General features: G+C 32.8%; 12 protein-coding genes. 11 read left to right on the plus strand and 1 reads right to left on the minus strand.

Annotated elements, in window-relative coordinates; all coding sequences use genetic code 11:
• Nucleotides 1-150: 150 nt before the first annotated feature.
• From MHB47_RS04170 to MHB47_RS04180, 3 genes are all read left to right on the plus strand, one after another.
• Entirely contained in the window at nt 151-1,335 is a 1,185-nt protein-coding gene (locus MHB47_RS04170) for a M20 family metallopeptidase (protein ID WP_340755310.1), read from the plus strand.
• Nucleotides 1,332-2,525, plus strand: a complete 1,194-nt coding sequence (gene ldmS / locus MHB47_RS04175; RefSeq protein WP_340755312.1) for an L-aspartate--L-methionine ligase LdmS — start codon at nt 1,332-1,334, stop codon at nt 2,523-2,525. The genes MHB47_RS04170 and ldmS overlap by 4 nt, the downstream gene beginning before the upstream one ends.
• A gap of 125 nt (nt 2,526-2,650) precedes the next feature.
• On the plus strand, nt 2,651-3,316 hold the full coding sequence (locus tag MHB47_RS04180; protein ID WP_021339789.1) for a DUF2750 domain-containing protein: 666 nt from the start codon (nt 2,651-2,653) through the stop codon (nt 3,314-3,316).
• Between the two features lie 180 nt (nt 3,317-3,496).
• Here the strand turns inward: MHB47_RS04180 and coaW are convergent, their stop codons facing one another.
• Nucleotides 3,497-4,294, minus strand: coding sequence for a type II pantothenate kinase (gene coaW / locus MHB47_RS04185; RefSeq protein ID WP_340755314.1), 798 nt, complete (start codon nt 4,292-4,294; stop codon nt 3,497-3,499).
• Nucleotides 4,295-4,385: 91 nt separating this feature from the next.
• On the opposite strand from coaW, the gene MHB47_RS04190 reads away from it, so the two are divergent.
• The 8 genes from MHB47_RS04190 to MHB47_RS04225 all read left to right on the plus strand — a co-directional run bounded on the left by MHB47_RS04190 (nt 4,386) and on the right by MHB47_RS04225 (nt 13,201).
• A complete protein-coding gene (locus MHB47_RS04190) occupies nt 4,386-4,754 on the plus strand; it encodes a VOC family protein (protein WP_340755316.1) in 369 nt (122 codons plus the stop codon).
• A 77-nt stretch (nt 4,755-4,831) separates the two neighbouring features.
• Nucleotides 4,832-5,692, plus strand: a complete 861-nt coding sequence (locus MHB47_RS04195; protein ID WP_021339787.1) for a GNAT family N-acetyltransferase — start codon at nt 4,832-4,834, stop codon at nt 5,690-5,692.
• Between the two features lie 109 nt (nt 5,693-5,801).
• Complete coding sequence (gene rpoE / locus MHB47_RS04200; RefSeq protein WP_002507057.1) at nt 5,802-6,341, plus strand: DNA-directed RNA polymerase subunit delta; 540 nt, start codon at nt 5,802-5,804, stop codon at nt 6,339-6,341.
• A gap of 332 nt (nt 6,342-6,673) precedes the next feature.
• A complete protein-coding gene (locus tag MHB47_RS04205; protein ID WP_340755318.1) occupies nt 6,674-8,284 on the plus strand; it encodes a CTP synthase in 1,611 nt (536 codons plus the stop codon).
• 362 nt (nt 8,285-8,646) lie between these two features.
• Entirely contained in the window at nt 8,647-9,507 is an 861-nt protein-coding gene (gene fdaB, locus MHB47_RS04210; protein ID WP_002507059.1) for a class IIb fructose-bisphosphate aldolase FdaB, read from the plus strand.
• A gap of 315 nt (nt 9,508-9,822) precedes the next feature.
• Entirely contained in the window at nt 9,823-11,082 is a 1,260-nt protein-coding gene (locus MHB47_RS04215) for a UDP-N-acetylglucosamine 1-carboxyvinyltransferase (protein ID WP_021339784.1), read from the plus strand.
• 87 nt (nt 11,083-11,169) lie between these two features.
• The gene (locus tag MHB47_RS04220) at nt 11,170-11,493 is read left to right on the plus strand and encodes a winged helix-turn-helix transcriptional regulator (RefSeq protein ID WP_002511426.1); all 324 of its coding nucleotides are present in this window, start codon (nt 11,170-11,172) and stop codon (nt 11,491-11,493) included.
• A 280-nt stretch (nt 11,494-11,773) separates the two neighbouring features.
• Entirely contained in the window at nt 11,774-13,201 is a 1,428-nt protein-coding gene (locus MHB47_RS04225; protein WP_340755320.1) for an aldehyde dehydrogenase family protein, read from the plus strand.
• The last annotated feature ends 175 nt before the right edge of the window (nt 13,202-13,376 follow it).

A 13,376-nucleotide genomic window follows, 5' to 3' on the forward strand; every position in this document is an offset into this window, starting at 1 on the left:
GACAGAAGACGAGAAACCCGATAGAATAAATAATAATTAAACACGATATAAATATTTAGCATGATATGTGGTGTTATCTATAAAATTACTTAATCCATAGTGTATGGAAGTTGAAAGTGTTTTGGTAATTCAGGAGGTAGAGTGCAAACGATGGAGAAAAAACAAATTATTTTAGATTATATAGAAAATGAAAATCATAAATACTTAGAAATAAGTCATCAGATACACCAAAGACCAGAATTAGGAAATGAAGAGATTTTTGCTTCGAGAACTTTGATTGAAGATCTAATAGCACATGATTTTGATGTGGAAACTGATATAGCAGGACATGCAACAGGATTTATTGCACGATATGACTCAGGTATAGAAGGGCCTACAATTGGATTTTTAGCAGAATACGATGCTTTGCCAGGTTTAGGACATGCTTGTGGTCATAATATTATAGGTACTGCGAGTGTATTAGCGGGTACTGCATTGAAACAAGTGATTGATAAGATTGGTGGTAAAATTATTGTCTTAGGATGTCCTGCAGAAGAAGGCGGTGAAAATGGCAGTGCTAAAGCGACTTATGTTAAAGCAGGTGTTATAGATGAGTTGGATATTGCACTCATGGTCCACCCTGGAAATGAAACATATCGAACGATTGATACATTGGCTGTCGATGTTTTAGATATAAAATTTTATGGTAAAAGTACGCATGCATCTGAAAACGCAGATGAAGCGAGAAATGCTTTAGATGCGATGATTTCTTATTTTAATGGGATAGCGCAATTAAGACAACACATTAAAAGACGCCAACGTGTGCATGGTGTGATACTTGATGGTGGTAAAGCAGCGAATATTATACCTGATTTTACACATGCGCGTTTTTATACGAGGGCTACGTCTCGAAAAGAGCTAGATGTTTTGACTGAGCGGGTTGGACAGATAGCAAAAGGTGCAGCATTACAAACAGATTGTGACTTTGAATTTGGACCAATACAAAATGGGGTTAATGAATTTATTAAAACGTCTAAATTAGATGACTTATTTGCGAAACATGCCACTGAAATGGGTGAAGCAGTTATAGATGATGATTTTGGATATGGTTCTACAGATACTGGGAATGTCAGTCATTGTATACCAACGATTCATCCTCATATCAAAATTGGTTCACGAAATTTAGTTGGTCATACACATCGTTTCCGTGAAGCAGCAGGTAGTACCCATGGTGATCAAGCATTAATTAGAGGTGCGAAAATTCTCGCTTTAATGGGGCAAGAACTTATAGAAAATAAACCATTGTTTGAAGAAATCATCGAACAATATCAATATACAAAGGGGCACAAAAAATGACAAATCATAGCTCTCTAAGACCTACATTAACACTTAGTGATCTTTACGATTCACATATTGTTTATACTTCTAGACCGTCTTATATATCGAATCCTTGGTTGGAACCCGAAGTACATCAATCTAATTTTTTGACTGGTAGAGAGCTGATTATTGCTAATGAGATGCCTGTAATCGTACACGAAGCAAGTGTAACTGATAAATTAAAAATGCTATTTGAAGCAATTGGTAAAGCTATGCCAACCAATACGCTTAAATTTCAAGATCAAAGTAGCTATGAACAATTGATACAAGATTTGGCACATGATTATAAAAAAGTTTACTTTCAATACATTCATGGTGAAGATATTTTGAATAAAAAGTATTATGCATTGGATAAGGATATTTTTGTAGCTTTAAATAATAAAGCACGTATACCAGAATGGACGAACTATAAATATCTACCTACAAGAGAAGTTGTTGATATAGATAATTTTGTAGAAACTGTAGCAAAATGGGAGTATCCATTTGTATTGAAACCTGGAGACGACCTACCAACAGCAGGTGGATATGGTGTGATGATTTGTTATAATGATGCTGATTTAGAACAAGCAAAATTGCGTATTGAAAATGCTAAAAACGAAACAGATACGATGATTATCGAACAAAAAGTAGAAGCAGTTGCAAATTATTGTGTTCAATATGCATATTCGAAGTATACTGGTGTGCGTTATATTGGGACTTCTGAACAGTTAACCAATAAATATGGATATTATAATGGAAACGAAAATGTACAAGATGTGCCTGATGCTGTAATTCAAGCGGGTAAAGAGATTATGGAAGTCGGCGTTTCGAAAGGATATTTTGGAATAGCTGGTTTTGACCTTTTGGTAGATAGCAACGATGACATTTTTGCGATAGATTTGAATTTTAGACAGAATGGCTCAACAAGTATGTTATTGCTAGAACCGTTTCTTCAAGAAGGTTATCATAAATTTTATAGTTATTTATCACATGTAGATAATTCAAAATTTTTCAACACAATTATGAAGTATGTAAATAAGGGTGTATTATTTCCGTTATCTTATTATGATGGGGATTGGTTTGATAATGAAGTTGTTAAATCAAGGTTTGGTTGCATATGGCATGGGGAAAACAAATCATATGTGGAGAAAATGGAGCAACAATTTTTAAATGATTTAGAAGAAGAATAGAACAATTACTCACAAATATAATGAATCTCTCTAGTAAATTACATTAGACGTTAATTGACTAGAGTATAAGAGTCATTTATATTTTAAGTATGGGTAAATATTATAAATGAATTGAAGGTGCTATGATGTCTTATAAACAAAATTCATTTTTCCAAGAAATTTTAGTCAATGAAGTCTTTTACGTAGCTACAAAATCAAAAGAATTAATTAGACATGAAGTATTGGGAAAAAATGTAGTATGTGCGTGGTCGGAAAAATCTAAAGCGGAAACATTTTTGAAGAAGCTTAATATTGACTACAGCAATATAAAGAAAATTGATATAGACCGTTTTGTAACATACGAAATGGATAACTTATTTGAAGAAGGCGAAGAAGTACTCATTGATGCTACTGGTACTACAGATGGCGAATTGATTAATATTGTAGAAATTACAAATGAGTTAATGTCTGATTTAGACAATATTCGTTTGAAAGAATTTGTAAACGATGTTGCTAAAGAGGACGCAGTCTTTGGTTTATCTAATCAAAAAGAAAAGCATTTTATATTGATTAGTGATGATGAACATCAAAGACCACAAATCATGCCTGTTTGGAGCATTAAAAGTAGAGCTGAAAAGGTAAGGAACGAAGACTTTGAAGAATGTGAAATTATCGAAATCGAAGGTGAAGTATTCGCTGAATGGTTAGATAATTTACGAGATGATGATAAAGCTGTAGCAATAGACTTGAAATCGGGTGTTGTAGGCACAGTTGTATCTGCTCAAAAAGTGATTGACCAACTTACATTTTAATTATTTCTAAATGCGTTTCAATGCGCTAGTATTTTGTTTTTATATTATTTGAATAATGATTAATTATGATGAGTTGTTTTGAAACTATAGATAGAAATTTGGGACATTTGTATTTTGAATTACTAGTAAAAGCAGTTTTCTACTGAAAAACGTAGAAAACTGCTTTTTTCATGTTGATATTTATAAATGAATTGCACCTAATGCACCAGAGAATGCACCATGTTCAATATAATAAGGTTTAAACCCGCGAAGTATTGTATAGTCTGTAACAACTTTTTTTAATAAATCATTATTATGAAAAGATGAACCAATATAAGCGACATTTTCAGTATTATTTTCTCTAGCAACAGTAATAGACATTGTGGTAATAACTTCCCCAACAACACCTATAACAGATGCTAATTTATCAGCATCTGTAAAATTGGCATCCAAATTATGTAGGACATGGCCAAAGTTTGCTGCTGTAAGGTCACCTGAGATAGGTGGTTCACTGTCCTTATAAATATGTTTAACTTTCAAGTCAATAATCTCTCTATTTCCATTTTGAGCTGTATCAGTTAATTGTTTATAATCTTTAATACCAGTTAATAAATATCCAAGCCCTTGAATCATTCCACCACCTGCGCCAACGCCACCTACACGTTGTTGATGATTACCGTCTGAAAAGTGTAATGAAGTGCCGGTACCGACGTTAGTAAAGATGTAATCATCTAATAAGTGCTCTTGTTCTACTAAAAGTATTTCTAAACCTTTTGCAGCCGCATCAAATTCGACAAAAATACGCGAAGGACAAGTCAAGTGTTCTTGTATTAATGCAGCCTGTCCACCAGTTAAACTAATGCTTTCACAATTTTGTTGATTTAACCATGAGATAACATCATCAATTTCAGTAGTTGATTTTGTTGTGTATACACGTTCCCCGTTATTGTCTTGAACTATCTTAATTAGAGTTCCACCAGCATCAATGCCAATCTTCATCTCTATTTCCCCCCAAATAAATTTACATTATAACTAATATTATAATAAAATAGGGGAAAATCAAATATGAAATTAAAAGGAGCGTTCTTTTATGATGCAATTAAGTCCGTTTATTAAAGTAGACGACGTTGATGAAGCTGTGAATTTTTATAAAAATGCGTTTGGTGGAGAAGAAAAAATATTAAACGAAACAAATGGACGACGACTGCATACAGAATTGCATGTGAATGCAACAGTGATATTACATATATCAAGTACATACGGAAAAGAATGGCATAATGATAATACTAATATTATTTTGACCTTTGACGATTTAGAAGTGCAACAACAAGTATATAACGCTTTGAGTAAATTTGGTGAACCACATATGCCGCTTGAAAAAACATTTTTCAATGCTATGCATGGTCAAGTTAAAGATCAATTTGGTGTGAATTGGCTCATGAATTGCTTTTTAAACTAAACGGTTTAATATAGGTTATAATTAGTTAGAAAGTGGTATTAATAAATAATTACTAAGTTTTAAATAGGGGATAGGATATGTTTATTAAAAAACAATTTGAAGGAATTACAGTTCAAGTGTATGAAGATAAATATAAAGATGCACTTTATAATTTTAAATTGAATGAGCGCCAACAAATTTATTCATCTTTGCCGAGTGATGTTTTAGAAGATGCGTTGCACGATAAAGATAGAATTGCAAACATCGCATTAAATAAAAAAGGGGAAGTTGTAGGATTTTTCGTTTTGCATCAGTATTATCAACATGAAGGCTACGATACACCAAAACAAGTGATTTATGTTAGATCACTATCTGTTAACCAAAATTTTCAAGGTTATGGTTATGGTACTAAAATGATGATGTATCTTCCACAATATGTTCAATCTTTATTTCCAGATTTCAACCACTTATATTTAGTCGTTGATGCGGAAAATGAGAGTGCTTGGAATGTTTATGAACGTGCAGGTTTCATGCACACTGCAACTAAAGAAGAAGGACCACTAGGAAAAGAAAGATTATATTATTTAGACTTAGATTCAAACCATGTATCATCATTGAAATTAAAGCCAAATACGGAAGATGTGCCGTTCAACATTCATATTATTGATTTATTTAAAGATGGAAACAAAGTAGGATTTATTGCAGTAGAAAAACATGAACAACGTATGAATATTTCTTCTGTAGAGGTTAATAAATCAGAAAGACACAATGGTATTGCGGAAAGTGCTTTGAGACAACTTTCTACATATATCAGAAAGTATTTTGATGATGTCAGTCTGTTGACAATTACACTATATGGTGAGAATAATGAATTAAAACCGTTATGTATCAATAGTAACTTTGTTGAAATCGAGTCTGCGGATGATTTTAAAGTATTTGAAAAGCATATAAATTATTAATAGAGATTGCGAAATCACAAATTGTCATTTATAATTTACATTTGTTATTATTACTTAAGATGAACTTAGTACGGATTTGGATAAATGCCTTTGAAAGGAAGAATAAATAATGAGAATTCAAGATTATACAAAAGAAATGGTTGATGAGAAATCATTTATCGATATGGCCTATACGCTATTAAATGAAAAAAATAGTACTATGAATTTATACGATATCATCGATGAATTTAAAGCGCTTGGACATTATGAAGACCATGAAGTAGAACATAGAATTGTACAATTCTATACAGACTTAAATACTGACGGTCGTTTTTTAAACGTTGGAGAAAATATCTGGGGATTACGTGATTGGTATTCAGTAGATGATATTGAAGAAAAAATTGCGCCAACAATTCAAAAATTCGATATATTGGATGATGACCCAGAAGAAGATAAAAATTTAAAATTACTTGGTGAAGATGAAACTGATGACGATGATGACATCCCAGCTGTAACTGATGACCAAGAAACTTTGAATGATCCTGAAGAACCAAAAGAAGACGAAGTTGAAGAAGAAGGCATTGTTATTGATGAAGATGATGAAGACTTTGATGATGAAGACGAAGAAGAAGATGAAGACGAAGAAGCCGAGGAAGAAACTGAAAAATAATTATTTGAGATTTAATTGACTTTTCTCGTGAAAATGATAAAATTTTATTCGGGCTCCTTTAATTAGGACGACGTGTATAAATATTATACGCTCCCCCTTACAACGATGTGAGAGGGAGCGATTTTTTTATTTAAATGACTATAAAAAATTTATGAATTCTTTGAAATTAGGTAATTGCTTAGAGCAATAATTTATACATATGAAAATAATAAATGATAATTATAATATGTAAAACACGCTATTACACAAAAAATTAAGCAATTGATTTTAAAAATTCGATGTCAATATCGGTATTGATTGAAAAAACTGTTTTAATAACTAGGAGGCAGAACATGACAAAATTTATTTTTGTAACTGGTGGAGTTGTTTCTTCATTAGGAAAAGGTATCACAGCAGCATCTTTAGGAAGACTATTAAAAGATAGAGGGCTAAAAGTAACAATCCAAAAATTCGATCCATATTTAAACGTAGATCCTGGAACGATGAGTCCATATCAACATGGTGAAGTTTTTGTTACTGATGATGGTGCAGAGACAGACTTAGACTTAGGACACTATGAACGATTTATAGATATTAACTTAAATAAATATTCTAATGTTACAGCTGGTAAAGTGTATTCTCACGTATTGAAGAAAGAACGTCGTGGTGATTATTTAGGAGGAACAGTACAAGTTATCCCGCATATCACAAATGAAATTAAAGAACGTTTACTTTTAGCAGGAGAAAGCACAAATGCTGATGTTGTTATTACTGAAATCGGTGGAACAACAGGGGATATAGAATCATTACCATTTATTGAAGCCATTAGACAAATTCGCAGTGACTTAGGTCGCGAAAATGTAATGTATGTACACTGTACATTATTACCGTATATTAAAGCTGCTGGAGAAATGAAAACGAAACCAACACAACATAGTGTAAAAGAATTACGCGGTTTAGGTATTCAGCCTGATTTGATTGTGGTTCGTACAGAATATGAATTAACACAAGATTTAAAAGATAAAATCGCTTTATTCTGTGATATCGACAAAGCAAGTGTAATCGAATGTCGTGATGCAGAATCACTATATGAAATTCCTTTACAGTTAAGCAAACAAGATATGGAAAACATTGTGATTGATCGTTTAGAACTTAATCCAAAATACGAAACACAGTTAGATGAATGGCAATATTTACTAGACACAGTGAATAATTTAGATGGCAAAGTGACAATTGGTTTAGTTGGTAAATATGTAAGTCTTCAAGATGCTTATTTATCGGTTGTTGAATCATTAAAACATGCAGGTTATCCATTTAAAAAAGATATTGAAGTAAGATGGATTGATTCTAGTGAAGTGACAGATGATAATGTGTCAGAAATATTATCAGATGTAGATGGTATTTTAGTCCCAGGTGGATTTGGATTCCGTGCAAGTGAAGGAAAAATTTCTGCGATTAAATATGCACGTGAAAATAACGTACCGTACTTTGGTATCTGTCTAGGTATGCAATTAGCAACGGTTGAATTTGCTAGAAATGTACTTAACCTTGAAGGTGCACATTCAGCAGAATTAGATCCAAACACGCCGTATCCAATTATTGATTTACTACCTGAACAAAAAGATATTGAAGATTTAGGCGGTACGTTACGTTTAGGACTTTATCCTTGCCATATTAAAGAGGGTACATTAGCACACTCAATTTACAATGAAACTGATATTGAAGAAAGACATCGTCATCGTTATGAATTTAACAATGAATACAGAGAACAATTAGAAGCAAACGGTATGGTGTTCTCAGGTACGAGCCCTGATGGTCGCTTAATTGAAATAGTGGAAATTCCTGAAAATGACTTTTTCGTAGCTTGTCAATTCCATCCTGAATTTTTATCAAGACCTAACCGTCCACAACCAATTTTCAAAGCGTTTATTGAAGCTGCTTTAAAAAATAAACAATCTAAATAAAATAAAAATGACGCATGTTAGCTAAGTAATTAAAAGTTACAGTTAGCAATGCGTCTTTTTTATATCCTTAATTGTTAAATGTCATTATAAATTAACGATAATTGAATTTTTTATAAAGGTTTCAAAATTCGTGTTATTTGATTGAAACGATTTCATAATTATATTTTTATAATTACTGTAAAATAAGATGTATAGTATAACAAATTTACAAAAATTAGAAGAAAAAGGTCTATTTTTAAGGTTTTAAAAAGAAAAAAACAATTAAAAGCGCTTACAATTGATTAGAAGAATGCAAAAGGTTTCTAATTTTGATATAATTAGATTGTAAAAATATGTGCTTAAAGCACCAAGGAGGAACTTTCATGCCTTTAGTTTCAATGAAAGAAATGTTAATAGACGCAAAAGAAAATGGTTACGCAGTTGGTCAATACAACTTAAATAACTTAGAATTTACACAAGCTATCTTAGAAGCTTCACAAGAAGAGAATGCTCCAGTTATTTTAGGTGTATCTGAAGGTGCTGCTCGCTATATGGGTGGTTTCTACACGGTAGTTAAAATGGTTGAAGGGTTAATGCACGACAAAGAAATCACTGTCCCTGTTGCAATCCACTTAGACCACGGTTCAAGCTTTGAAAAATGTAAAGAAGCAATTGATGCTGGATTTACATCAGTAATGATCGATGCTTCTCATGGTTCATTTGAAGACAACGTTGAAATCACTTCAAAAGTGGTTGAATATGCGCATGAACATGGCGTATCAGTTGAAGCTGAATTAGGTACTGTAGGTGGACAAGAAGACGATATTATCGCTGAAGGTGTTATCTATGCAGATCCTAAAGAGTGTCAAGAACTTGTTGAAAGAACAGGCATTGATACATTAGCACCAGCATTAGGTTCAGTACACGGACCATATAAAGGTGAACCTAAATTAGGATTTAAAGAAATGGAAGAAATTGGTGCTTCTACAGGATTACCGTTAGTATTACACGGTGGTACTGGTATCCCAACTACAGATATCCAAAAAGCTATTCCTTTCGGCACAGCAAAAATTAACGTTAATACAGAAAACCAAATCACTTCTGCTAAAGCAGTACGTGAAGCTTTAGACAAAGATAAAGAAGTATATGATCCTCGTAAATATTTAGGACCAGCACGTGAAGCAATCAAAGCAACAGTTATTGGTAAAATTAAAGAGTTTGGTACATCTAACCGAGCAAAATAATTTAATCTATATTACAAATGAGGCTGAGACATGTAATTATGTCCCAGTCTTATTTTTTTATGTTATAATTGCTATCGTTTGGTAAAGAGGTTATTATTAAATCCAAACTATTTACATAAATCTCAAACAAAATATATATAATTATGATTTAAAACATAAAATAATGGGAAATAAAAACTATAGTAAATAATTTATATGTAACTTGCATCACTTAATTTTAATTTTAAAAAGTTTTAGTAGACTGATGTACTTTGCAAACTGGAAAAAGTAATTTATAATGCAAATAATGATTGAAAGTCAAAGGAGAACAAGCGAATGGCTCAAGAAGTGATAAAAATTAGAGGTGGACAAACACTTAAAGGTGAAGTGGATATCCACGGTGCTAAAAACAGTGCAGTAGCAATTATACCTGCAGCAATCCTGGCTGAAGATAAAGTAACAATTGAAGGTCTTCCAGAAATTTCTGATGTAGAAACATTGGTTAGTCTATTAGGGGATTTAAATATTAAAACAGAATTAGATGGTATGACATTAAAGGTCGACCCTACTGACATTGAAAATGCACCATTACCTAATAATAAAGTCGAGTCTTTACGTGCCTCTTATTATATGATGGGTGCAATGTTAGGTAGATTTAAAAAATGTGTCATTGGTTTACCTGGAGGTTGTCCATTAGGACCAAGACCTATTGATCAACATATCAAAGGTTTTAAAGCTTTAGGCGCGAAGATTGATGAATCAAGTGAGACTTCTATGAAAATTGAAGCTGACAAATTAACTGGTGCAAATATATTTTTAGATATTGTGAGCGTTGGTGCAACAATTAATATTATGCTTGCAGCTGTACGAGCTGAAGGGCATACTGTCATTGAAAACGCAGCTAAAGAACCAGAAGTTGTAGACGTAGCAACGTATTTAATTGGTCTAGGTGCAGATATAAAAGGTGCAGGTACAAGTACGATTAAGATTAATGGTGTGGATCGTCTTCACGGTTCTCATCATCAAGTTATTCCAGATAGAATAGAAGCTGGTACGTATATGTGTATAGCTGCAGCTTGTGGTGAGGATATTCAAATTAATAATATTATCCCAACACATGTTGAACCATTAACTGTAAAGTTAAAAGAATTAGGCGTGGATATTCAAGTTGGCGATGATAGTGCTAAAATTAAACGTAGTGCGCCTTATTCAAGCGTCGACATTAAAACTTTAGTTTATCCTGGATTTGCTACAGACTTACAACAACCTATTACACCGCTATTATTTATGGCAGATGGTGTATCTTTTGTGACTGAAACAATATACCCAGCGCGTTTTAGACACGTTGATGAATTAAAAAACATGGGTGCCAATATCAATGCAGATGATGGTACGGCAACTATTAAGCCATCTAAATTAACAGGAGCAGAAGTATATGCGAGTGACCTACGAGCAGGCGCATGTCTTATTGTTGCAGGACTTTTAGCAGAAGGTGTTACTACAATTTACAACGTAAAACATATTTATCGTGGCTACACTAATATTGTGAGTACTTTAGAATCATTAGGTGCAGATATTTGGACTGAAGAAATTTAGAAAATGTGGTATACTAAATATACTAAGTACTTGAAATATATTTTAGTAACTCAGATTATAGAATAAAAACGATATGAGGTGATGACCATGGAGGTTTGCCCTTATCTTGAAGAGACCTTTAAAATAGTAGGTAGAAGTTGGAATGGTCTAATTATTAATTACTTGTCTAGGTGTCCAGAAAAATCTGCTCATTTTTCGGATATGAAACGTGATTTGAAAACAATTACACCACGTGCACTTAGTATAAAATTAACAGACCTAAGTGAATGGGGTCTTGTAGAGAAAAAAATAGTATCTACAAGCCCGATGAACATATTATACCAACTTACGGATAAAGGTGATGCACTAGCGGCAGCATTAGTACCAATGGAAAAGTGGGCGCAAGATTTTATTGAACTTGAAAATCAATAATATCAATCTCTATGAACGAAGATTTAAAGCGTTATAATAAGAGAAGAAGTCTATGACATGTCATAGACTTCTTTTTTGTTTCAAAAAAAGAAAATATATATTTTTTCAGCTTATAAATTGTGAGGTTCAAGGTTTTTGTTGGGACTAATTATTAATGTAAAATGATTAGAAAACGCTTAATAACAACGTTTGTCGTCAAATAACGTGAGCATTAATGTTTAAAAATATAGAATCTCGGTTAAAATATAATTATCAACACAAATTAGGGAGTGAATTATTGATGAGAAATTTCACTAAACAATATATTAACGGAGAATGGATCGAAAGCACTAGTGGAGAAACACTAGAAGTTATTAATCCAGCGACAGAAGAAGTAGCAGGTACAATTGCGAAAGGTAATAAAGAAGATGTTGATAAAGCAGTAGACGCTGCAGAAAATGTGTATCTAGAATTTAGACACAGCTCAATAGAAGAAAGAAGAACATTATTAGATAAAATAGTACAAGAATATAAAAATAGAAAAGATGATCTTATAGAGGCAATTACAGACGAATTAGGTGCGCCTTTATCAGTATCAGAAAAAGTACATTATCAAATGGGACTAGATCACTTTGAAGCAGCACGTGATGCATTAGATAATTTTGAATTTGAAGAACGTCGTGGTGATGATTTAGTTGTGAAGGAAGCAATTGGTGTTTCTGGCTTAATTACACCTTGGAATTTCCCAACGAATCAAACTTCATTGAAATTATCTGCCGCTTTTGCAGCAGGAAGTCCAGTTGTATTAAAACCATCTGAAGAGACACCATTCGCCGCAATTATTTTGGCTGAAATTTTTGATAAAGTAGGCGTGCCAAAAGGTGTGTTTAACTTAGTGAATGGTGATGGACAAGGTGTAGGTAATCCATTAAGTGAACATCCGAAAGTAAGAATGATGTCGTTCACTGGCTCTGGTCCAACTGGTTCAAGCATTATGAAAAAAGCAGCTGAAGATTTCAAAAAAGTATCACTTGAATTGGGCGGTAAATCACCATATATTATTTTAGATGATTCAGATATTGATGGTGCAGCAAGTGCAGCAACTGGTAAAGTTGTTAGCAATACTGGTCAAGTTTGTACAGCAGGTACCAGAACATTAGTACCAGCAAGTCTAAAAGAAGAATTCTTAACAGCTGTAAAAGAAAAATTCAGTCAAGTTAAAGTCGGTGATCCACGCGAAGAAGGCACTCAAGTTGGTCCAATCATTAGTAAAAAACAATTTGACCAAGTACAATCATATATCGATAAAGGTATTGAAGAAGGTGCAGAATTATTCTATGGTGGACCTGGCAAACCTGAAGGCTTAGAAAAAGGTTACTTTGCTCGCCCAACAATATTTAATAATGTTGATAATAGTATGACAATCGCGCAAGAAGAAATTTTTGGCCCAGTGATGTCAATTATCACTTACAATGATTTAGATGAAGCAATTAAAATTGCAAATGATACTAAATATGGCTTAGCTGGATATGTATACGGTAATGATAAAGACACATTACAAAAAGTAGCACGTTCAATTGAAGCTGGTACAGTAGAAATTAATGAAGCTGGCCGTAAATCGGACTTACCATTTGGTGGTTATAAACAATCTGGTATTGGACGCGAATGGGGCGACTACGGTATCGAAGAATTCCTAGAAGTTAAGTCCATTGCTGGCTATTATAAATAATAAAGTTTAGCAGTAATTAAATAATTTAAATGAAGCAAGGCAGTTTAACTGTCTTGCTTTTATAATTTATAAAAACTGAAATACATTTTGTAATTAAATAAGAAATTTGCTATAGTTATAAAAGTAAGTAGCGTAGTACGTTGCGTTATTTAAAAACTTATTTATGAAATGGGTG

The organism is Staphylococcus sp. FSL K6-3157, assembly GCF_038005145.1.
In the GTDB taxonomy this organism is placed as follows: domain Bacteria; phylum Bacillota; class Bacilli; order Staphylococcales; family Staphylococcaceae; genus Staphylococcus; species Staphylococcus equorum.